The sequence below is a fragment of the Streptomyces sp. MMG1121 genome (assembly GCF_001280015.1).
In the GTDB taxonomy this organism is placed as follows: domain Bacteria; phylum Actinomycetota; class Actinomycetes; order Streptomycetales; family Streptomycetaceae; genus Streptomyces.
The window spans coordinates 62,614-84,663 of sequence record NZ_LGDV01000107.1; the positions used below are offsets into that span (position 1 = coordinate 62,614).

At 72.8% G+C, this 22,050-nt stretch carries 18 protein-coding genes; 13 read left to right on the plus strand and 5 right to left on the minus strand.

Annotation, left to right across the window (positions count from 1 at the left end; genetic code table 11):
* The first annotated feature begins 28 nt into the window (after positions 1 to 28).
* Positions 29 to 1,213 carry a cytochrome P450 family protein gene (locus tag ADK64_RS10775; RefSeq protein ID WP_199829564.1) on the plus strand — a complete coding sequence of 395 codons (1,185 nt, stop codon included), beginning with the start codon at positions 29 to 31 and terminating at the stop codon, positions 1,211 to 1,213.
* Positions 1,214 to 1,226: 13 nt separating this feature from the next.
* On the opposite strand, the gene ADK64_RS10780 is transcribed toward ADK64_RS10775, so the two are convergent.
* Positions 1,227 to 2,249 carry a Gfo/Idh/MocA family oxidoreductase gene (locus ADK64_RS10780; RefSeq protein WP_053657513.1) on the minus strand — a complete coding sequence of 341 codons (1,023 nt, stop codon included), beginning with the start codon at positions 2,247 to 2,249 and terminating at the stop codon, positions 1,227 to 1,229.
* Between the two features lie 118 nt (positions 2,250 to 2,367).
* On the opposite strand from ADK64_RS10780, the gene ADK64_RS10785 reads away from it, so the two are divergent.
* The 10 genes from ADK64_RS10785 to ADK64_RS10830 all read left to right on the plus strand — a co-directional run bounded on the left by ADK64_RS10785 (position 2,368) and on the right by ADK64_RS10830 (position 17,037).
* A complete protein-coding gene (locus ADK64_RS10785) occupies positions 2,368 to 3,117 on the plus strand; it encodes a GntR family transcriptional regulator (protein WP_053657515.1) in 750 nt (249 codons plus the stop codon).
* 177 nt (positions 3,118 to 3,294) lie between these two features.
* Complete coding sequence (locus ADK64_RS10790; RefSeq protein WP_053657518.1) at positions 3,295 to 4,299, plus strand: sugar ABC transporter substrate-binding protein; 1,005 nt, start codon at positions 3,295 to 3,297, stop codon at positions 4,297 to 4,299.
* Positions 4,296 to 5,336: an ABC transporter permease gene (locus tag ADK64_RS10795; protein WP_053657520.1), complete on the plus strand. Its 1,041-nt coding sequence runs from the start codon at positions 4,296 to 4,298 to the stop codon at positions 5,334 to 5,336. The genes ADK64_RS10790 and ADK64_RS10795 overlap by 4 nt, the downstream gene beginning before the upstream one ends.
* Complete coding sequence (locus tag ADK64_RS10800) at positions 5,333 to 6,124, plus strand: ATP-binding cassette domain-containing protein (protein ID WP_053657521.1); 792 nt, start codon at positions 5,333 to 5,335, stop codon at positions 6,122 to 6,124. Before ADK64_RS10795 ends, ADK64_RS10800 begins: the two co-directional genes overlap by 4 nt.
* Positions 6,125 to 6,252: 128 nt before the next feature.
* Positions 6,253 to 7,398 (plus strand): ROK family glucokinase, encoded by a 1,146-nt coding sequence (locus ADK64_RS10805; RefSeq protein WP_053657523.1) that lies wholly within the window; start codon positions 6,253 to 6,255, stop codon positions 7,396 to 7,398.
* Positions 7,395 to 7,976: a hypothetical protein gene (locus tag ADK64_RS10810; RefSeq protein WP_053657525.1), complete on the plus strand. Its 582-nt coding sequence runs from the start codon at positions 7,395 to 7,397 to the stop codon at positions 7,974 to 7,976. The genes ADK64_RS10805 and ADK64_RS10810 overlap by 4 nt, the downstream gene beginning before the upstream one ends.
* Before the next feature lie 96 nt (positions 7,977 to 8,072).
* A complete protein-coding gene (locus ADK64_RS10815; protein ID WP_053657527.1) occupies positions 8,073 to 10,916 on the plus strand; it encodes a DEAD/DEAH box helicase in 2,844 nt (947 codons plus the stop codon).
* Positions 10,913 to 13,375 (plus strand): SWIM zinc finger family protein, encoded by a 2,463-nt coding sequence (locus ADK64_RS42710; protein WP_078992597.1) that lies wholly within the window; start codon positions 10,913 to 10,915, stop codon positions 13,373 to 13,375. The genes ADK64_RS10815 and ADK64_RS42710 overlap by 4 nt, the downstream gene beginning before the upstream one ends.
* A gap of 236 nt (positions 13,376 to 13,611) precedes the next feature.
* Entirely contained in the window at positions 13,612 to 14,208 is a 597-nt protein-coding gene (locus tag ADK64_RS10825) for a hypothetical protein (protein WP_159046217.1), read from the plus strand.
* A 255-nt stretch (positions 14,209 to 14,463) separates the two neighbouring features.
* A complete protein-coding gene (locus ADK64_RS10830; protein ID WP_053657531.1) occupies positions 14,464 to 17,037 on the plus strand; it encodes an MFS transporter in 2,574 nt (857 codons plus the stop codon).
* A 271-nt stretch (positions 17,038 to 17,308) separates the two neighbouring features.
* Here the strand turns inward: ADK64_RS10830 and ADK64_RS10835 are convergent, their stop codons facing one another.
* Positions 17,309 to 18,142, minus strand: a complete 834-nt coding sequence (locus ADK64_RS10835) for an SDR family NAD(P)-dependent oxidoreductase (RefSeq protein ID WP_053657532.1) — start codon at positions 18,140 to 18,142, stop codon at positions 17,309 to 17,311.
* A gap of 202 nt (positions 18,143 to 18,344) precedes the next feature.
* Between ADK64_RS10835 and ADK64_RS10840 the strand changes: the two genes are divergently transcribed.
* On the plus strand, positions 18,345 to 18,662 hold the full coding sequence (locus tag ADK64_RS10840; protein WP_107092958.1) for a Gfo/Idh/MocA family oxidoreductase: 318 nt from the start codon (positions 18,345 to 18,347) through the stop codon (positions 18,660 to 18,662).
* Between the two features lie 151 nt (positions 18,663 to 18,813).
* The gene (locus ADK64_RS10845; protein ID WP_053657536.1) at positions 18,814 to 19,302 is read left to right on the plus strand and encodes a GNAT family N-acetyltransferase; all 489 of its coding nucleotides are present in this window, start codon (positions 18,814 to 18,816) and stop codon (positions 19,300 to 19,302) included.
* A gap of 187 nt (positions 19,303 to 19,489) precedes the next feature.
* On the opposite strand, the gene ADK64_RS10850 is transcribed toward ADK64_RS10845, so the two are convergent.
* The 3 genes from ADK64_RS10850 to ADK64_RS10860 all read right to left on the minus strand — a co-directional run bounded on the left by ADK64_RS10850 (position 19,490) and on the right by ADK64_RS10860 (position 22,036).
* Positions 19,490 to 20,710 carry a metallophosphoesterase gene (locus tag ADK64_RS10850; RefSeq protein ID WP_053657539.1) on the minus strand — a complete coding sequence of 407 codons (1,221 nt, stop codon included), beginning with the start codon at positions 20,708 to 20,710 and terminating at the stop codon, positions 19,490 to 19,492.
* A 367-nt stretch (positions 20,711 to 21,077) separates the two neighbouring features.
* A complete protein-coding gene (locus ADK64_RS10855) occupies positions 21,078 to 21,701 on the minus strand; it encodes a DUF3159 domain-containing protein (RefSeq protein WP_053657541.1) in 624 nt (207 codons plus the stop codon).
* Positions 21,698 to 22,036 carry a hypothetical protein gene (locus tag ADK64_RS10860; protein ID WP_053657543.1) on the minus strand — a complete coding sequence of 113 codons (339 nt, stop codon included), beginning with the start codon at positions 22,034 to 22,036 and terminating at the stop codon, positions 21,698 to 21,700. The genes ADK64_RS10855 and ADK64_RS10860 overlap by 4 nt, the downstream gene beginning before the upstream one ends.
* Positions 22,037 to 22,050 lie beyond the last annotated feature (14 nt).

Genomic DNA, 22,050 nt, shown 5'->3' on the forward strand with positions numbered 1-22,050 from the left:
GGCCTCGGGGGAGTCCGGAAGGGGAGCGATGGACAGGCAAGACGTGGTGGACCTGGGAGAGTTCGGGGACGAACTGCGCACGGACCCGCATCCGGAGTACGCCCGGCTGCGCGAGCGGGGCCCGGTGCACCGCGTCCGGCTGCCGGGCTGGGCGGACGAGGCCTGGCTGATCGTCGGGTACGAGGAGGCACGGGCGGCCCTCGCCGACCTCCGGCTGGCCAAGGACACCAGCAAGATCGGCGTGACCATCCTGGAGCAGGAGATGGTCGGCAAGCACCTGCTGGCCACCGACCCGCCGCAGCACACCCGTCTGCGCTCCCTGGTCACGCGCGCGTTCACGATGCGCCGGGTGGAGCAACTGCGCCCGCGGATCCAGCAGATCACCGACGAGCTTCTCGACGAGATGCTCCCGGCGGGCCGCGGCGACCTCATCGGCTCCCTCGCCTACCCCTTGCCCATCACCGTCATCTGCGAGCTGCTCGGCGTCCCGGACATGGACCGCGAGGAGTTCCGCAAGCTGTCCACCGGGGTGGTCGCACCGGCCGATGAGCAGACGGCGAACGACGCGGTCGTCCGCCTCGGCGCGTACCTCACCGACCTGATCGAGGACAAGCGCTGCTCCGGCCCCACCGACGACCTGCTCAGCGATCTGATCCGCACCACCGCAGAGGACGGCGACCGGCTCTCCGCGCAGGAACTGCGCGGCATGGCCTTCCTGCTGCTCGTCGCGGGCCACGAGACGACCGTCAACCTCATCGGCAACGGCGTCCACGCCCTTCTCGCCCACCCCGGTCAACTGGCCGCCCTGCGCGCCGACATGAACCTCCTGGACGGCGCCGTCGAGGAGATGCTGCGCTACGAGGGCCCGGTGCACAGCGCCACGTACCGGTTCGCCGCCGAGCCCCTGGAGATCGCCGGCGCGGCGATCGAGAAGGGCGAGCACGTGGTGGTGAGCCTCACCGCCGCCCAGCGCGACGGCGACCGCTTCGGCGACCCGCACCGGTTCGACATCCACCGCGACACCCGCGGCCATCTCGCCTTCGGCCACGGCATCCATTTCTGCCTCGGCGCACCCCTGGCCCGTCTGGAGGGCCGCATCGCCGTCGGCACCCTCCTGCGCCGCGCCCCCGGCCTCGCGCTCGACGGCACACCGGGCGAGTGGCTGCCGGGCCTGCTGATGAGAGGGATGCGGAGCCTGCCCGTGCGCTGGTGAGCGACCCCGGGCATCAGCCGTACGAGGGCTGCACCCGGTCCGGGATCTCCGTGAGCCGTACCGGCCGGCGCTCCCGCCGGGAGACCTCGCAGGCCTCGGCGATCCGCAGCGCCTGCAGGGCCTCGTGGCCGTCGCACGGGTTGGGCCGCTCGCCGCGCACCACCTCGACGAAGGCGTTCAGCTCGGCCTCGTAGGCGGGCCCGAACCGCTCCAGGAAGCCCGTCCACGGCCGGAGGGCGGGCGGTGGCCCGGTCGGCTCGGTGGACGCCACCGGCGTACGGTCGTCCAGGCCCACCACGACCGTGTCCCGCTCCCCGGCCAGCTCCATGCGGACGTCGTAGCCGGCGCCGTTCAGCCGGGTCGCGGTCGCCGTGGCCAGCGTTCCGTCCTCCAGGGTGAGCAGGGCCGCACCGGTGTCCACGTCGCCGGCCTCGCGGAACATCGCGGGCCCGGCGTCCGAGCCGGTGGCGTACACGTCCACCACCTCACGGCCCGTCACCCAGCGCAGCACGTCGATGTCGTGGATCAGCGTGTCCCGGAACAGCCCGCCGGACAGCGGCAGCCACTCGGCCGGCGGAGGGGACTGGTCGCAGGTCATCGCCCGTACGGTGTGCAGCCGCCCGAGCCGCCCCGAGCGCACCGCCTCCCGGGCGCCGGCGTACCCGGTGTCGAAGCGCCGCTGGAACCCCATCTGCAGGATCGTGTCGGCCGTCTCCACCTCGGTGAGCGCGTGCAGCGTGCCGGGCAGGTCGAGCGCGATCGGCTTCTCGCAGAAGACCGGCAGACCCGAGCGGGCCGCCCGGCCGATCAGTTCGGCGTGCGCCGCCGTCGCGGTGGTGATCACCACCGCGTCCACGCCCCAGGTGAAGATCTCGTCCACTCCCGGCGCCGCCGTCTCGCCCAGCCGGTACGCCAGTTCCTGCGCCCGCGCCGGATCCACGTCCGTCAGGATCAGCGAGCCGACCTCGCGATGGCGGCTGAGCGTTCTCGCGTGAAGGGTGCCGATGCGGCCCGTACCGATGACCCCGATGCGCATGGAATCAAAGTGAGGGTGGATCCCGTGCGCTGTCAATGCATATGTCCGGACAATCGGACTACACAACTTCCCGTCAACCCGTCACGCGACTACGCTCGGGCCCGTGCCGAAACCTGATGTGGACCCGACCGTCGCGCTCGACCTCCGTGTGGACCGCAGTTCGCCGGTGCCGTTGTACTTCCAGCTCTCCCAGCAGCTGGAGGCCGCGATCGAGCACGGCAGCCTCACCCCGGGCAGCCTGCTCGGCAACGAGATCGAGCTGGCCGCGCGGCTCGGCCTGTCCCGGCCGACCGTCCGCCAGGCCATCCAGTCCCTGGTCGACAAGGGGCTCCTCGTGCGCCGCCGGGGCGTCGGCACGCAGGTCGTGCACAGCCAGGTCAAGCGCCCGCTGGAGCTGAGCAGCCTCTACGACGACCTGGAGGCGGCCGGCCAGCGGCCCGCTACCAAGGTCCTGGTCAACACCGTCGTGCCGGCCTCCGCCGCGGTCGCGGCCACGCTCGGCGTCGTCGAGGGCAGCGATGTGCACCGCATCGAACGGCTGCGCCTCGCGCACGGCGAACCGATGGCGTACCTGGTCAACCACCTCCCGCCGGGTCTGCTCGACCTGGACACCGGCCAGCTGGAGGCCACCGGCCTGTACCGGCTGATGCGTTCCGCCGGGATCACCCTGCACAGCGCCCGCCAGTCCATCGGGGCCCGCGGTGCCACGGCCGCCGAGGCCGAGCGGCTCGCCGAGGCCGAGGGTGCCCCGCTGCTCACCATGCAGCGCACCACCTTCGACGACACCGGCCGCGCGGTCGAGTTCGGCGATCACACCTACCGTCCGAGCCGCTACTCCTTCGAGTTCCAGCTGCTCGTACGTCCCTGATCCCCGGGGCCGAGTTCGTCGCAATGTCCGGACAATACGACCCGTAGCCTCGCCCCGGCTGTGTCATGAGTGTTCACCGTGTTCGATACTGGAGTTTTTGGGGCCGCCGAGATGATCGGCGGCCCCACGTCCGCAGGAACACAGGACGCACGCACACAGCAAGAAGGGCACGGCCTCGTGGCACGGTTTCGGACCTGGGTAGGCATCGCGGTGGCGGGGGCGTTGAGCATCTCCCTCGCCGGATGCAGCAGCACCGGCGGCAAACGGGCCGAGGACGCCCGCAAGGCCGCCGCGGCCCAGGGCAGGGCGGCGGTGAACACCCCGCGCTGGACCTTCGCGATGATCACCCACTCGGGCGACGGCGACACCTTCTGGGACATCGTGCAGAGCGGCGCCAAGCAGGCCGCCGTCAAGGACAACATCAACTTCCTGTACTCGCACGACGACGACGCCCAGCAGCAGGCCCAGCTGGTCGACGCGGCGGTGGACAAGAAGGTCGACGGCATCATCGTCACCCTCGCCAAGCCGGACGCCATGAAGGCCGCAGTGGCCCGCGCCGAGAAGGCCGGCATCCCGGTGATCACGGTGAACTCCGGCTCCGCGGAGTCCAAGGCCTTCGGCGCCCTCGCCCACGTCGGCCAGGACGAGACCGTCGCCGGCGAGGCCGTCGGCGACGAGCTGAACAAGCGCGGGAAGAAGAAGGCCCTGTGCGTGCTGCACGAGCAGGGCAACGTCGGCCACGAGCAGCGCTGTGACGGCGTCGCCAAGACCTTCCACGGCACGCTCCAGAAGCTCTACGTCAACGGCACCAACATGCCCGACGTGCAGTCCGCGATCGAGGCCAAGCTCCAGGCGGACACGTCCCTCGACGCCGTCGTCACCCTCGGCGCGCCGTACGCCGACACCGCGGTGAAGGCGAAGAACGACGCGGGCAGCAAGGCCGAGATCGACACCTTCGACCTCAACGCCAAGGTCGCGGCCGAGCTGACGGACGGCACCCTCGGCTTCGCCGTGGACCAGCAGCCGTACCTCCAGGGCTACCAGGCCGTCGACCTGCTGTGGCTGTACAAGTACAACGCCGATGTCCTCGGCGGCGGCAAGCCGGTGCTGACCGGCCCGCAGATCATCACCAAGGACCAGGCGTCCGCGCTGGCCGAGTACACCGAGCGGGGCACCCGATGAGCACGACGGTCCCGAAGACGGCTGATGAAAGGATTCTGCAGACCTCGCCGCTGAAGAAGCTCCTCGCCCGGCCGGAACTGGGCTCGGTCGTCGGCGCGCTCGCCGTCTTCGTCTTCTTCGCCTTCACCGCCGGCGGCTTCCTGCACGCCGCCAGCCTCAGCACGGTCCTGTACGCCTCCTCGACCATCGGCATCATGGCCGTGCCGGTGGCGCTGCTGATGATCGGCGGCGAGTTCGACCTGTCGGCCGGCGTCCTGGTGACGTCCTCGGCGCTGGTCTCCTCGATGTTCAGCTACCAGATGACGGCGAACACCTGGGTCGGCGTGGGGGTGTCCCTGCTGGTCACCCTGGCCATCGGCGCCTTCAACGGCTTCATGCTCACCCGTACCAAGCTGCCCAGCTTCATCATCACGCTCGGCACCTTCCTGATGCTGACCGGCATGAACCTCGGCCTCACCAAGCTGATCGACGGCACGGTCTCCACCAAGACCATCGCCGACATGGAGGGCTTCCCCAGCGCCCGCGACGTGTTCGCCTCGACCCTCACGGTCGGCGGCGTCGACTTCAAGGTCACGATCCTGTGGTGGCTGGGCCTGGTCGCCCTCGCCTCCTGGATCCTGCTGCGCACCCGCGCCGGCAACTGGATCTTCGCCGTCGGCGGCAACCAGGACGCGGCCCGCGCGGTGGGCGTCCCGGTCGCCAAGACCAAGATCAGCCTCTACATGGGAGTGGCGTTCGGCGCCTGGATCTCCGGCCAGCACCTGCTCTTCTCGTTCGACTCCGTCCAGTCCGGCGAGGGCGTCGGCAACGAGCTGATCTACATCATCGCGGCCGTCATCGGCGGCTGCCTGATCACGGGAGGCTACGGCAGCGCCGTCGGCTCGGCGGTGGGTGCGCTCCTGTTCGGCATGACCAGCAAGGGCATCGTCTTCGCCGAGTGGAACCCGGACTGGTTCAAGTTCTTCCTCGGAGCGATGCTGCTCCTCGCGACCCTTCTCAACACCTGGGTCCGCAAACGCGCGGAGGCGACGACATGACCGAGACCACCGAGCGCACGCCGCTGGTCGAGCTGACCGACGTGGCCAAGCAGTACGGCAACGTCCGCGCCCTGGAGGGCGTCTGCCTGGAGGTCCACGCGGGCGAGATCACCTGCGTCCTCGGCGACAACGGCGCGGGCAAGTCGACCCTGATCAAGATGATCGCGGGCCTGCACCGCCACGACGCCGGAACCCTGCGGATCGAGGGCGAGGAGGCTCGCCTGTCCTCCCCGCGCGAGGCCCTGGACCGGGGCATCGCCACGGTCTACCAGGACCTGGCCGTCGTCCCGCTGATGCCGGTCTGGCGCAACTTCTTCCTGGGCTCCGAGCCCCGCAAGGGCGCCGGCCCCTTCAAGCGCCTGGACACCGACTTCATGCGCCGCACCACCCGCGAGGCCCTGCTGCGCATGGGCATCGACCTCCGGGACGTCGACCAGCCCATCGGCACCCTCTCCGGCGGCGAACGCCAGTGCGTGGCGATCGCCCGGGCGGTCCATTTCGGTGCGAAGGTCCTGGTCCTCGACGAGCCGACGGCAGCACTGGGTGTGAAGCAGTCCGGTGTGGTCCTCAAATATGTGGCCGCGGCACGGGACGAGGGCCTGGGTGTCGTGTTGATCACCCACAACCCGCATCACGCGTACCTGGTGGGTGACCGCTTCGTCCTGCTCCGCCGCGGCACGATGGTGGGCAATTACACACGCGACGAGATCACACTGGACGAACTGACGCAGCAGATGGCGGGCGGATCCGACCTGGACGCACTGCGCCACGAACTGCAGCGTGGTTAGGGGGTGCGGGGCTGTGCCGACGTGCGGTCCGCCCACGTGGGCGTGATCCACCACGACGCATCCCCGGCCCCGCCCCTCTCCCGCCCCGTACGGCACCCATACCCACGGTGAGGCAGAATCGACGAACGATGAGCACCTACCGCGACCTCACCGCCCCCATAGGCTCCCGCCGAGCCCCGGTCCTGCGCACCGTGGGCACACGAGAGCGCCGCTCCCACCTGACCGCACCCCGTGTGCCGACGGTCGGCATCGACATCGGCGGCACCAAGGTCATGGCGGGCGTCGTGGACGCCGACGGCAACATCCTGGAGAAGCTCCGCACGGAGACCCCGGACAAGTCCAAGAGCCCCAAGGTCGTCGAGGACACCATCGTCGAACTGGTCCTGGACCTGTCCGACCGGCACGACGTGCACGCGGTCGGCATCGGCGCCGCCGGCTGGGTCGACGCGGAGCGCAACCGCGTCCTGTTCGCCCCGCACCTGTCCTGGCGCAACGAACCGCTGCGCGACCGGCTGAGCGGCCGCCTCTCCGTGCCGGTCCTCGTGGACAACGACGCCAACACCGCCGCCTGGGCGGAGTGGCGCTTCGGTGCCGGCCGCGGCGAGGACCACCTCGTCATGATCACGCTCGGCACCGGCATCGGCGGCGCCATCCTGGAGGACGGCCAGGTCAAGCGCGGCAAGTACGGCGTCGCGGGTGAGTTCGGCCATATGCAGGTCGTGCCCGGCGGCCACCGCTGCCCGTGCGGCAACCGCGGCTGCTGGGAGCAGTACAGCTCCGGCAACGCGCTCGTGCGCGAGGCCAAGGAGCTGGCCGCCGCCGACTCCCCGGTGGCGTACGGGATCATCGAGCACGTCAAGGGCAACATCGACGAGATCTCCGGCCCGATGATCACCGAGCTGGCCCGCGACGGCGACGCCATGTGCGTCGAACTGCTCCAGGACATCGGCCAGTGGCTCGGCGTAGGCATCGCCAACCTCGCCGCCGCCCTCGACCCCTCCTGCTTCGTGATCGGCGGCGGGGTCTCGGCCGCCGACGACCTGCTCATCGGCCCGGCCCGGGACGCCTTCAAGCGCCACCTCACCGGCCGCGGCTACCGCCCCGAGGCCCGCATCACCCGCGCCCAGCTCGGCCCCGAAGCCGGCATGGTCGGCGCCGCCGACCTGGCCCGGCTGGTCGCCCGCCGGTTCCGCCGCGCCAAGCGCCGCCGGGTGGAGCGCTACGAACGGTACGAGCGCTACGCCCAGGCCCGTCGCGATCGGGACACCGCATGACCGCGTCGCTGCCCCGCCAGGCCGCCCCGCCGGACGAGCCGCGCCGGCCCGCCGAGAACCCGCGGCACAAGGCCAGACGCCGGGCCCTGACACTGCTGATCATCGGCCTGCTCATCGGCGTCCCGGCCGGCTACCTGGTGATCTCCGCCAACCAGAGCCGCAACAGCGGCAAGGACAAGGAGGCCAAGTACGCGGCGACCGGCCTCACCCCGGGCTTTCCGTCGAAGGTGCAGCGCCGCCTCTACCAGGTGCCCGTTCCGCGCCCCGCCGACTCCATCGCCTCCTACGAGACGAACAACTGGAAGACCAGCCGCCTCTACGTGCAGTTCCGCACCAACGCGGCCGGCCTGGACGCATTCCTGCAGTCCATGGGGGCACGCCGGGACGAGCTGAAGAAGGGCGACGTCGCCGTCGGCGCCCGCGACCAGAAGGTCAGCGGCTGGCAGTTCACCGGTACCGGCCCCTGGTGGGGCCTCACGCACACGCAGAAGAACCCGGCGCCCACCCAGGACGTGGTCGTGAACATGTCCGACCCCAGCAGTCCGATGGTGTACGTCGTCTCGCGCACGGTGCCGTAGCCCCGGCCCCGGCCGGTGTCCGGGACCGATTGTCAGACCCCGCCCGTACAGTCGAAGACGTCTGATCCGGCACACGGGCGGGAGGTGGCAGGACGTATGAACGCAGGCACGGCCGCTGTGGCCGAGCGCGTGGAGGGCACCGGGACCGGAAGCCCGGTCCCGGTGCGCCTCGCGTCGGTCTATCTGCCCGCACCCCTGCCGCGCGAGGGCCGCATCGCCTTCTGGGACCCGGCCGGCGGCCCCCTGCCCGGCCCGGGCGACACCGGGGAACTGACCGTCGTACGGCGCCAGGGTGCGAGCGTGCGCCGCCGGCAGGTCCCCGCGCTGTCCCTGCCGCTCGCCGAGGCCCTGCCGCTGCTGGTCCGGGCCCGCCGGGATCCGGCCGCCCACCCGGCGACGGCCTGCTGGGGCGCCGCCGCGCTGCACGCGCTTCGGCTGGTCGCCCGCGGCCGGTTGCTGCCGGGCCTGACCCCGGGCGGCCATGACGCCTGGCGGGCCGGCCCGCTGGAGCCCGACGACATCGCCCATCTGCGCGCGGTGGCCGCGGCCCTGCCCCCGGAGGGCCACGCCGTGCCGCTCCCCGATCCCGGCCCGCTGCGGCTGCCCGAGCCGGAGGCCCTGGTCCGCTCCTTCCTGGACGCGGTCGCCGACACCCTGCCGCGCACCCCGGCCGCCCCGCACACCGTCGGCCGGCCTTTCGCCGCCCGGGAGCCCGTGGCCCTGCCCCAGGCCCACGCGTGGGCGGCCGAGGTCGCCGCCGGCATGGACGCGGGCGTGCGGATCTCGCTCCGTCTGGACCTGTCCGCGTCCGCCGTCTTCGACAGCGGCGCGAGCGGCGGCGCGCGCGCCGCCGGGGCGGCGATCGTGCAGGTGCACAGCCTCGCCGACCCCACCCTGGTGGCCGACGCGGCAGCCCTGTGGGCGGGTGAGGCCGACACGGCGTTCGGCCCCCGCGCGCGCGTGGACGCCGCTCTCGCCGTACGGCGCGCGGCCCGCGTGTGGGCGCCCCTGGACCGGTTCGCCGAACAGGACGTGCCCGACGTGCTCGCCCTGTCCGAGGAGGAGCTGGGCGAGCTGCTCGGGGTCGCGGCCGCCCGGCTGGCCGCCGCCGGGGTCGCCGTGCACTGGCCCCGGGACCTCGCGCGCGATCTGACGGCCGCCGCCGTGGTCCGCCCGGCACCCGGCTCGGCGACCGACGGCACCGGCTTCTTCGAGAGCGAGGACCTGCTCCAGTTCCGCTGGCAGCTGGCGCTGGGCGGCGACCCGCTCAGCGAGGCCGAGATGGATTCCCTCGCCGAGGCCCACCGGCCGGTCGTACGGCTCCGGGACCGCTGGGTCCTCGTCGACCCGGCGCTGGTCCGCAAGGCCCGCAAGCGCGAACTGGGCCTGCTCGACCCGGTCGACGCGCTGTCCCTGGCGCTCACCGGCAGCGCCGAGGTCGACGGCGAGACCGTCGAAGCCGTCCCCGTAGGGGCCCTGGCGGCCCTGCGTGACCGCCTCACGGCGGGCCTGCACCCCGCGGACCCGCCGCCTGGCCTGAACGCCACCCTGCGGGACTACCAACTCCGCGGCCTGGCCTGGCTCGACCTCATGACCTCCCTCGGCCTCGGCGGCTGCCTCGCGGACGACATGGGCCTCGGCAAGACCGTCACCCTCATCGCCCTGCACCTGAAACGGGCCCGCACCGAGCCGACCCTCGTCGTCTGCCCGGCGTCCCTGCTCGGCAACTGGCAGCGGGAGATCACCCGGTTCGCGCCCGGCGTCCCCGTCCGCCGCTTCCATGGCCAGGGCCGCACCCTGGACGGCCTCGAGGGCGGCTTCGTCCTCACCACGTACGGCACGATGCGGTCGGCGGCCGCACAGCTCGCCGACCGCCCCTGGGGCATGGTCGTCGCCGACGAGGCCCAGCACGTGAAGAACCCCTACTCGGCCACGGCCAAGGCGCTGCGCACGATCCCGGCACCGGCCCGCGTGGCGCTGACCGGCACCCCCGTCGAGAACAACCTCTCCGAACTGTGGGCCCTGCTCGACTGGACCACTCCCGGCCTCCTCGGCCCCCTGAAGTCCTTCCGTGCCCGGCACGCGCGCGCGGTGGAGAACGGCGAGGACGCGGAGGCAGTCACCCGCCTGGCCCGTCTGGTACGGCCGTTCCTCCTCCGCCGCAGGAAGTCCGACCCCGGCATCGTCCCCGAGCTGCCCCCCAAGACCGAGACGGACCACCCGGTACCGCTCACCCGCGAGCAGGCCGCGCTGTACGAGGCGGTGGTGCGCGAGTCCTTGCTCGCCATCGAGACCGCCGAGGGCATCGCCCGCCGGGGCCTGGTCCTGAAGCTCCTGGGCGCCCTGAAGCAGATCTGCGACCACCCGGCGCTGTACCTGAAGGAGGAGTCCCGCAAGGACCGCCTGGCGCACCGCTCCGGCAAACTCGCCCTGCTGGACGAGCTGTTGGACACCCTGCTCGCCGAGGACGGCTCGGCGCTCGTCTTCACCCAGTACGTCGGCATGGCCCGCCTGATCACCGCGCACCTGTCCGCCCGCGCGATCCCGGTGGACCTTCTGCACGGCGGCACACCGGTGCCGGAGCGCGAGCGCATGGTCGACCGCTTCCAGGACGGCGAGACCCCGGTCCTGGTGCTGTCCCTGAAAGCGGCGGGCACCGGCCTCAACCTCACCCGCGCGGGCCATGTCATCCACTTCGACCGCTGGTGGAACCCGGCCGTCGAGGAGCAGGCCACCGACCGTGCCTACCGCATCGGCCAGACCCAGCCCGTCCAGGTACACCGCCTGGTCACCGAGGGCACGGTCGAGGACCGCATCGCCGAGATGCTCACTGCCAAGCGCGCCCTCGCCGACGCCATCCTGGGCTCCGGCGAGGCGGCCCTGACCGAACTGACCGACCGCGAGCTGTCCGACCTGGTCTCCCTCCGGAGGACGCCATGAGTCTCCCACCGGAGCACCCCGCGACGCCCCCCAACCCACGCCCCGCCGACGCGGCCCGCCGCGCCCTGCGGGCGGCACGGGAGCGGAAGGGCGGCGGGAGCGAGGAGGCGCCGGGCATGGGTGAGGGAGTGCCGGGCTCGACGGAGGCGGTGGCTTCCCGTGAGGCGGCCCGTCGTGCTCTGCGTGCCGTGCGGGAGCACGCGGGCGTCGAGCGCAAGGGGGCAGCAGGTTCGGGCGAGGGGGCAACAGACGCGACCGGGGAGGCGACAGCCGGCACTGCGGCGGAGGCCCCGGACGGCCCGGCCGAGCCCGCGGCGGAACACCCTGCCCGCACCGATCCGAGGCCGGGCGACGCGGCGCGAGCGGCGCTCCGGGCCGGCACGACCCCAGCCGCCCCCGCCGCACCGGCCACTGTCACTGCTCCGGCCGAGGTGAGCGCTCCGGCCACTATCACTGCTTCGCCCGAGGTGAGCGCACCGGCCCCCCTCACCGCTCCGCCCAACACGGGTGCACCTGCGGACCCGACCACACCGACCACCGCCCCTGAGCCGGCAGACGCCACGGCACCAGCCGACGCGACCTGCGCGGCCCAGGACAAGCCCTTCGTTCCGGCGCCTGCGGCCCGCCCCGCCGTCGCGCCGGGTGGCCGCCCCGCCGATGTCGCCAGGGAAGCGCTGCGAGCGGCCCGGCGGGAGACCCTGCGGGCCGAGGCCGAGGCGCAGGAGGCCGCCGCGCGTGGCCGGCGGGTGGGGGAGCCCCGTACCCGACGCGGGCTGCGCACGACCGGTGCCTCCGCCGCCTCGGCGGCGCGCAGCGCGTCCGGCCACGGACCCGACTCCCGGACGCCTCGCACGAAGGCCGCCCAGGACATGCGGCACTACCTGGCCAACGCCTTCCGGATGCCGGCGTGGCCCGACGACGCCGAGGAGGAGGCAGGGACCACGGACACGAACGGCGACCCCACCGAGCACATCGAACGGGACCACGCGACACCCGCGCCGCCGCCCCCGCACAGCCCGTCCGCCCCCTCCGCCGAGTCGCACTGGGCAGCCACGCGCACCAGGTCCGCCCCGCCCGCCCCTTCCGCCGAGCCACCCCCCGCGTACGCGGCCTGGGCACCCGCGCACACGCCCTGCGCCCCGGACGCCGAGGACACCCCGACCCCCGTGCACCCGCACCTGCCCACCACCATGGCCGCCCCCCACCGCGACACCGAACTGCGCCGCACGTTCCCGGCGTTCGCGCCGCGCGGAGCCGCCGGTGAGGGCGCACAGTTCGCCGGGACCTGGTGGGGCAACGCGTGGGTGACCTCGCTGGAGCAGGGTGCGCTGGACGCCAAGCGGGTGGCGCGGGGACGTGGTTACGCCGATCAGGGCCAGGTCGACGCGATCACTGTGACACCGGGGCTCGTGCTGGCGTACGTGCGCGGGAGCCGGCCACGGCCGTACCGCGTGCAGGTGCGGGTCCGGACGCTGGCCGAGGAGGACTGGGCGCGGTTCCTGGACGCGGCCGCCGACCGGCCGGGGCACATCGCCGCGCTGCTCGACAAGGAGCTGCCCCAGTCGCTCGCCGAGTGCGGTGTGCCGCTGCTGCCCGGCCCGGGCGACCTCGACCCGAGCTGCAACTGCCCCGACTCCGGCCACCCCTGCAAGCACGCGGCCGCGCTCTGCTACCAGACGGCGCGGCTGCTCGACGCCGACCCGTTCGTGCTGCTCCTGCTGCGCGGCCGGGGCGAGAAGGACCTGCTCGACGCGCTGTCCCGGCGCAGCGCTGCCCAGGCGGCCCCCGCCGCCCAGGACCGGCAGCCGCAGTCGCTGCCCGGCGTGCGCGCCACCGACGCCCTCGCGCCCCGTCGACTCCCGCCGCTGCCCCCGCCGTTGCCGCTGCCGCCGCATCCCGGGCAGCCACCGGCGTATCCGGCGGCGCCCGGCGGCCCGGACCCCTTCGCGCTGGACCAGCTCGCGACCGACGCCGCCGCCCGCGCGCACGCGCTGCTCGGCACCGGGCGGGATCCGGTGGGGGAGCTGACCCTGTGGCAGGACGCGGTGCGCCTGGCCGCGGCCCGCCCCGGCTCCGGCCTCACCGCCACCACCCGCACCCTCTACTCCGCCCTGGCCACGGCCGTCGGCCGCACCCCGTCCGATCTGGCGCGCGCCGTCGCCGCCTGGCGGCAGGGCGGGCCCGCCGGGCTGGCCGTCCTGGAGGAGCCGTGGGACCCGCCGGCCGGCCGCTTCGACCGGGCCCGCCCGCTGCTGCTCGCCGCGGACCTCCCGGCGTTCCGCCCCTGGCGCAATCACCTCACCCACCCCCAGGGCCATGTCCAGCTCCGCCTCGGCCACGACGGCCTGTGGTACGCGTACGAATCGGAGCCCGGCCGCGACGACTGGTGGCCCCGCGGCACCCCGGACCTGGACCCGGTGGGTGCCCTGACCGGCCTCGGCACCACGGACGGTCTCTAGGCTCTTGTGCCGGGTCCGTACGCCAGGCCCTTCGCCGGGATTGCCGGCCCGAAGCCGTACGGGGAGCGGATCGGGGCACGGACGGGGCGGGGCCGCCCGCGGCGGCGACTGCGAAGACCGCGCGGGGACTGTGGGGGTCCGGTGTGGTGGACCGGGGCGGTGCGTGGGCGCCCGGGGCCCGCTGGCATCATGACCGGCCTGATCGACATCGGGCAGGCGGGGGAGACGTGACACCGGTGAGGGCGGGAAGACGGCCCCGGAGCGCACCGAAGACGTTGCCGGGCCGGATCGGGACGGCGCTGTTCATGGTGTTCGTCGCGCTGCTGTTCAGCGGCCTCGGGATCGGTGGAGGTGTGGGTCTCGCCGACGGCCTGAAGTACTCCACGCGTCTGTCCGGCACCCCGGGGCTGCTGAAGATAACCTTCTGCGAGACCACGGGCACCGGCAAGCAGCGGCATACCGATTGCTTCGGTGCCTTCCGCTCCGACGATCGCCGGCTGACGGACGCGTACGCCTCCATCGGCGAGTCCTTCAAGACGGGGACGGTCCTGCCGGTCCAGCGGGACGCCGACGGTCATTGCTATCTGGTCGGGGTGGCCCCGACGGCCGGGCGGCTGGCCGGGATCTGCGCCTGCGTCGTGGGACTCGTCGCCGGTCTGGCCGCCCTGTGCGGGGCGTTCGCCACCGTGATGCCGCAGCTGGGCGGCAGGATCGGCGCGGCGCTGTGGTCACCGTGGGCCGGCCGGATGCTGAGCCGGCTGTTGCTGGCGTGCGGCATCGGTTTCGCCCTCTTCGGTGTGACCGGCGTGATCGGCTGGCTGGCTCTGCCCTGACGGTGAAATACGGTGATCGGACATTTGTGATAGAGCCTGCCCCGGCCAGGATCTACACTCAGTTGGTAGCCGCAAGCAACGGAACGTGAGTGATGATCGGCACGGGCTGTCGGAGTGGTCGTGAGGGGGCGGTGTGCCCGCATATCGACCGGGGTCTGGTCAAGCGCCCCGCGACGACCCGGTGGACCGCATGTACATGAGCCTCGGAGCCGGGCGGTGCCCGGAGAACGAGGCCAGGCAAGGAGATTCGTACGCATGACCATGTCAGCGTCCCCGGTCCGCGGGGGAACCGCAGAGAAATCCGCGTCGCCACCACCGGCCGGGAGACTGACGCACCGTCAGATAATGACGATCCTCAGCGGCCTGATGCTGGGGATGTTCCTCGCGGCGCTCGACCAGACCATTGTCAGCACCTCGATCCGCACGATCGCCGACGATCTGCACGGACTCAGCGCGCAGGCGTGGGTCACCACCGCGTACCTGATCACCTCCACGATCAGCACGCCGCTGTACGGCAAGCTGTCCGACATCTACGGCCGCAAGCCCTTCTTCCTCGCGGCCATCTCGATCTTCATCGTGGGCTCGGCGGCCTGTTCGTTCGCCACGTCGATGACGGAACTGGCCGCCTTCCGGGCCTTCCAGGGCATCGGCGCGGGCGGCCTGATGGCACTGGCGCTGGCGATCATCGGTGACATCGTGCCGCCCCGTGAGCGGGCCCGGTACCAGGGTTACATGCTCGCGATGTTCGGCTCGTCCAGCGTGCTCGGCCCGCTCATCGGCGGTTTCCTGGCGGGCCGCGGCACCATCCTGGCCATCACCGGCTGGCGCTGGGTGTTCCTGGTCAACGTGCCGGTCGGCATCATCGCGCTGTTCGTCGTCGCCAAGGTGCTGAACCTCCCGCACGTCCGGCGCGAGCACCGCATCGACTGGTGGGGCGCGTTCACCATCGCCCTCGGCGTGGTGCCGCTGCTGCTCGTGGCCGAGCAGGGCCAGGACTGGGGCTGGACCTCCACGAAGGCCGGCGTCTGCTACGCGATCGGCGTGGTCGGCCTGATCGCCTGGGTCCTGGTCGAACGGGCGATGGGCGAGGAGGCCCTGATCCCGATGCGGCTGTTCCGCGGCGCGGTGTTCAGCAAGATGAGCGTGATGTCCGTGCTCATCGGCATGGGCATGTTCGGCGGGATGATGATGGTCCCGCTGTACCTGCAGATCGTGAAGGGCGTCAGCCCCACCAAGTCCGGTCTGCTGATGCTGCCGCTGATGGTCGGCATGATCGCCGGGACCATCGTGGTCGGACGCATCATCCAGCAGACCGGCAAGTACAAGATCTTCCCCGTCATCGGCACCGTGCTGCTCATCGCCGCGATGCTCCTGTTCCACTACCGCGTGCACTGGAACACGGCGCTGCCGGAGACCATGGCCTACATGGCACTGTTCGGCATCGGCCTCAGCGGCTGTATGCAGATCCTCACCCTGGCCGTGCAGAACGCGGTCGAGCCCAAGGACATGGGCGTGGCGACCGCGTCGGCCACCTTCTTCCGGCAGATGGGCGGCACCGCCGGTACCGCGATCTTCCTCTCCGTGCTGTTCAGCACCGTCGGCGACAAGATCAACTCGGCCTTCCGGTCCGCGGCGCAGACGCCCGCGTTCCAGGCCGCGCTCCACGACCCGGCCGTACAGGCCGACCCCGCGAACGCGCCGGTGCTGCAGATGCTCAAGCACCCCGGGGCGGGCGGCGGCTCGAGCGTCCTGGACGACTCCTCCTTCATCCAGCGGCTCGACCCGCGCCTGGCCGAGCCGTTCAAGGTCGGCTTCACCGACTCGATGCAGCTGGTCTTCCTCATCGCCGCGGGTGTGATGGTCCTGGCCTTCCTGGTCGCGCTGTGGACCAAGGAGGTGCCGCTGCGCAAGGTCTCCGGACTGGAGGCGCAGGCCGCCGAGGAGAGCGGCGCTCCGGCTCCGGAGCCGGCCGCGGCCATGGTCGCCGAGGCCGCCGTCGAGGCCGTCCAGCCCCTCGCCGCGCCGGCGGCCGAGACGGTCGCACCCGCGCCCGGCGTCGCACGCCACGCCGTCCGCGGCCGGGTGCTGGACGGCACGGGCACACCGGTGCCGCAGGCCGTGATCACGTTGATCGACGTCAACGGACGGCAGCTCGGCCGCGCCGTCAGCGGTCCGGACGGGGGCTACGCGGTGGCCGCCGGCAGCCCCGGCACCTACGTACTGATCGCCGCCGCCGGTGCCCGGCAGCCGCAGGCCGTCACCGTGCTCGTCGGTGACGAGCCGGTCGAGTGCGACCTCGCGCTCAGCGGCACCGTGGCCCTCACCGGATCGGTCCGGGACGCCGTCCACGGACACCCGCTGCCCGGAGCCCTGCTGGTCGCCACCGACGTGCGCGGCGAGGTGGTGTCCTCGGGGACCTCGGCCGCCGACGGCGCCTTCCTGCTCTCGGATCTGGTCCCCGGCGGCTACACGCTCGTGGTGAACGCGCCCGGCCACCGCCCGGCCGCCCTCCCCGTCGAGGTCACCCCGGGATCCTCGGACGTCCACGAGATCCGCCTCGAAGCGAGCGCCCAGCTGCACGGTGTCGTCAACGCCGTCGGCGGCCGGCCGCTCGACGACGCCAAGGTCACCCTGCTGGACTCGGCCGGAAACGTGGTCGGCACCGCGGTCACCGGCTCCGACGGCGCCTACGGGTTCACCGACCTGGAGGGCGGCGAGTACACCGTCATCGCCAGCGGCTACGCCCCGGTCGCCACGTCGGTACGCCTGGACGGCAGCGGCGTCACCGGTTTCGACGTGGAGCTGTCCCACGAGGACGCGTCCCGCTAGCCCGGCCCGGCGATCAGCCGACGACCGTCGCCGCCCCGCGAGAGACCCTGACCCGGCCTCTCGCGGGGCGGCCCGTTGCCCGGACCGGACAGAACCGCACCGGAACGGGGCACCGCACGGCCGCCCCGGGCCCTTCCGGAACGCCGCGCCACCGCACGGCCCCGCGGTCGAGCCGCGGCTCGCCGTCCGGGCTCGCGGCCGCCGTACCCGCCGGGGCGGGAGGCCGGGCCTGTGGTCGGACGGGGCCGCCACAGCCCGGCGCGGCCGGTGTTCACCCGGAAATCGGGGCGCCTTCGCCACCGCGTGGTGTGATGCGGAAGTCGAACGCGAGTGTCCCGGGGTCCAGAGCCGTAGCGCCGCCGTCGACCGTGATCACCGCTCCATTGACGTACGACGCCGCCGGTGACAACAGCCAGCCGATCGCCTCCGCGACCTCCCGCGGCTCACCCGGCCGGCCCACGGGCAGCACCCTGGTCGCCTCCTCGTAGGCGGCCTCCACGCCCCCGTCCCGCAGGTCCGGCTCCTCGGCGAAGCGGGCCATGCGCCGGTCGGCCATCTCGGTCCGTACCCAGCCGGGGCACACGATGTTGGCGCGCACCCCCTGTCGCCCGTAATCGACGGCGACGGACCGGCAGAGCTGGAGCAGGGCCGCCTTGGACGCGGCGTACGGGGCGTTGCCCGTGCCGTTGCGCAACGCGGACACCGAGGCGACGGCGACCACCGAGCCCCTGGACTCCAGCAGCTGCGGGATCGCCGCGCGCAGCAGGAGAAGCGGGCCGGTGACGTTGGTGCGCATGACCTCGTCCCAGTCCCGCAACGACATGTCCCCCACCGCTCCGCCGCGCCCGACGCCCGCGTTCAGCACCACCCCGTCGAGGCGCCCGTGCGCGGCCAGGGCGGCGCGGACCAGTCCCTCGGCCGCATCGGGATCCCCCACGTCGGACGGATACGCCAGCGCTCCGGTCTCCCGCGCGAGGCGTCGCAGGGGCTCGGCCCGCCGGCCGGAGACGACCACATGGTGGCCTCCCTCGCACAGCAGCCGGGCCGTGGCCTCCCCGATGCCCGTTCCTCCGCCGGTCACGACGACGACCTGCTTGTCCGTCACGGTGGCCCAACCCCCTTCATCGAGATCATCCGGTGTGTCCGACCCTAGGAGCGGGTGCCGCACCGCCGACGACTTCCGGCCAGGGGGGCGGTGAGCGAGACGAAGACCCCGACTTCGCTGAACGTGCTGCCTGGACCGTGTCCTCCATGGCCATGGACCGCATCGAGGTGAGGGAGCGGGCGGCGCGAACGCTGGGGTGCACATGACGTCCACTTCCCCTCGTACGAGGTGCGGGTTCCCCTCGTACGAGGTGCGGGCGCTGAGCGCCGGCAGCGCCCAGTCGACGCGTGCGGCCGGCGAGAAGTACGCGGTGCCGCTGCCCTTCGACAGCGCGGAGGGGCCGGCCCGCAGTACGGAAGTCGAGCTCGTGGTGATGACGGTGAAGGTTCCGCACCACCCGCAGCTCGTCCGGCCCGCGCTGGGCGCGGGGAAGACGGTGTTCAGCGAGTGGCCGCTCGGTGTCTTCCGTGCGGCGCCCGCCAGAAACCGTTCCGACGGGGACCGCCGCGCGGAGCCGTGAGACGCCGAAGCCGCACCGAAGCGCTCCGGCGCGGCTTCGGCGTGAGATCGGTTGCGCGCGCACGAGTGGTTCCCGGGAGCGGTGCGGGAACGCCTGCCCGAGGAGCCGACCCGCCGCAGGAAGCCAGTCCCCGGTGCGAAATACTCTCCCGATGACGTCACGCACTTCCCCGGCCGGCCAGCCGATCACGATACGGAGGGCAGTCGCGCGGGATGCCAAACGGCTCACGCGGCTCGTGCGTGGCTCAGGCGCCTACGAGGGCAAGTACGCAGCCGCAGTCGCGGGCTACCGGGTCGGTCCTGATTACATCGAGGCCCACCGCGCCTTCGTAGCCGTCGGCGCCGACGAGCAGGGAGGCCGGGTCCTCGGGTTCTACTCGCTCGTCCTCGCTCCACCGGAGCTCGACCTGCTGTTCGTCGCCGACGAGGCGCAAGGACGCGGTATCGGACGGCTGCTCGTCGCACACATGCAGTCCGAGGCCCGTGCCGCCGGGCTCGACCGTGTCAAGGTCGTGTCGCATCGTCCCGCCGAGGACTTCTACCACCGCGTCGGTGCCGTGCGGACCGGGACCGCGCTCGCGAACCCGCCCGCCGTGCCGTGGGACCGTCCCGAATTCGAGTTTCGCATTCCTTCGGAATGACGCGGTGTGCCGGTTGGCGGGGCACCGGCCCCGCCCGCGTGGCGGCCGGCATGCAGGAGCCGCTGGACGCCGCGCGCTCCGCGTGTGCCGCCGTCTCCGCCCTGGCCGGAGGAATCGCCTGCGCCGGCGGCCGCTCCCGGCGACTTCCTCGCCTGCGGCACTCCCAGGGCCATCGGCCCGCCCAGCGCTACGGCGTGGGGGGCCGCTGCGGGGAGCGGAGTACGAGCAGGGTGATCTCGCTCGGGGCGAAGACGCGGAAGGGCGGGCCCCAGAAGCCGGTGCCACGGCTGGTGTAGAGGAGGGTGCGGGTGCCGTGGCGGCTGAGGCCGGCGAGGGCGGGCTGGTCGATGCGGACCAGGTGGTGGAAGGGCCAGATCTGGCCGCCGTGGGTGTGGCCGGAGAGCTGGAGGTCGACGCCGCCGGTTGCCGCCCGGTCGACGAACTTGGGCTGGTGGGCCAGGAGCAGGACGGGGTGGTCGGGGTCGGCGCCGTGCAGGGCTCCGGCGAGGTGGGCGCCGTGGCCGGCGAGGCCGGAGGACTCGGCCGTGACGTCGTCCACGCCGGCGACCACGAGGGTGTCACCACCGCGTTCGAGCAGCAGATGGCGGTTGCGCAGCGGCTCCCAGCCCAGCTCGTCCATCAGATCGACCCAGCCCTGGGCCTCGCTGTAGTACTCGTGGTTGCCGGTGACGTAGACCCGGGCCCGGGTGGCCCGCACGGTGCCGAGTGGGGCGGCCTGGGCGCGGCGACGTTCGGCCGTGCCGTCCGCGATGTCTCCGGTGTGGCAGACCAGGTCGGCTTCCAGCGTGTTGACCGTCTCGCAGACCCGTGCCGACCAGCGGGCGCGGTCGAGCGGACCGTAGTGGGTGTCGGTGATGAGGACGACGCGCGTGCCGTCCAACCCGGCCCCCAGGCGCGGAAGTTGCACGTCCAGGCGGCGTACCCGTGGTACCCGGCGGGCCTCGGCGTACCCCCAGGTGAGCAGCACGGCGGCTGTGCCGAGGACCGCCCAGGTGACGATCCGGGCCCGGTCCTGGCCGTCGCCGACGCCGGCCACGGTCAGGGTGAGCCGCAGCGGGACGCCGAGCACGACGGACCAGGCGAACAGGGTCCAGCTGGTGCCCAGCAGGGTGTCTCCGACGATCGCCGCCCGGTCCTGCTGGCGTCGGCCGTGGCCGCGCACCATCGCGAGCGGCATACCGATCAGGCCGAGGGCGAACAGGGCGGTGCCGGCGAGCGTGACAGGGAGCGGCCAGCGCTGGCCGGTGTGCAGCAGCAGCCAGCAGGGCACGGCCCACAGCAGGACGGGGGCGATCACGGGGAGGTAGCGCATCAGGCGGTGCAGTCGGCTCTGCTGCGTCGCGTGCGTCGCACTGTCGGCGGATCGGGTTTCGCTGGTGTCGGTCACGCTTCCCCTCCTTGAGCAACCAGGCTGCTGTCGGGCGCACTGTATCCGGCCGTCCCGGGCCGGCCGGACGGGCGGGGTGCTCATGGTGGGCTGCCCAGCCCATCGTCCTCGAACCGGAGACCATCGTGGGTAACGTCGGCTGACGGCTGCGCCGGCCGGTCCGGCCGAAGTGCGCCGGAAGGTCGCGTCTGTACGGCATGCAGCCCGCGAACCCCGCCCCCCTCCGCTTCGACGTTCTGCCCCGGCAGCGCACCGCGACCGAGGACTCCGAGGCAACCTGTCATGCGCCCCAGGCCGGGTGTGCGGGGTCGCAGCAGCCGCCCGGACCAGCGCGGAAGCGGGCACGGGCGGTTGATCGGGCGGGTTGTCAGCAGGCGTCGGGCTCGGCGGCGTTCCGTTCACGGGTGACCGTTCTGCGGGCCAGCAGTACGGAGAGCGCTGTGATGGCGGCCCACGACGGTGCCATGAGGATGTGCAGCAGTCCAAGCCAGGCGACGTCGCTCCAGAGGTACAGAGCCGCCTGCGCGGCCAGACTCACGAAACTCACGAGCGCGATCACCGCGGTTGATACCGCGTAGAAGCGGTCCAGCACCCGGTTCGAGCGCCACCCGGGCGGGCCGCCCACGATCTTGTTCGCGACCAGGCCGGCCAGGGGACGGCCGGCCGCGAGAGACAGGAGGCAGGCCGCCGTCGCTGCGGCCGGGATCAGCATGGGGAGCAGGAAGAACCCGCGTGCCTGTCCCGTCCAGGCGGCCGCGGTCGCGCACGCGGTCGCCAGCAGGGCTCCGATGACCGCGTGCCGGACCTGCTGCCGGGCCCGCAGCCGCCATGCAAGGACGAGTACGGCGGTCACCGTTGCGGCGGCGGAGGCGAGCCGTAGGCCGCCGATCCCGTTTGCGGTCAGGAACGCGAGTGTGGGTGCCCCTGCCGCAGCAGTGGCGGTGGCGGTGGCAGTGGCAGTGGCCGCGGAGGCGGCGCGTGATGGCGTCATCGCGTCGGCTCGACGACGTCGGTGACGTCGTCGCAGCGGCGTCGGCCGGTGACCTTCGAAGCCGGGAGACGTCCGGCCTTGGAGACACCGGTGAGCGTGTCGCCGTCGACAGTGACGGTGAAGGCGAGATCGAGGCGCATCGGGCGGGTGATCGACTGCTTCCAGGACAGCCGGTGGCCGTCGACGGCGATGTCCTTCAGCGGCAGGTCCTCGCCGGCGCCGTGGGCGGTGCCGACCAGCAGCCCGCCCTCCGAGCGCAGCTCGATGACGGGCCGCACCCGCCCGATGGGCGTGACGATGGTCAGGTCCCAGACACCTTCGATTTCAGCGGACATGAAGTAGCGCTTCC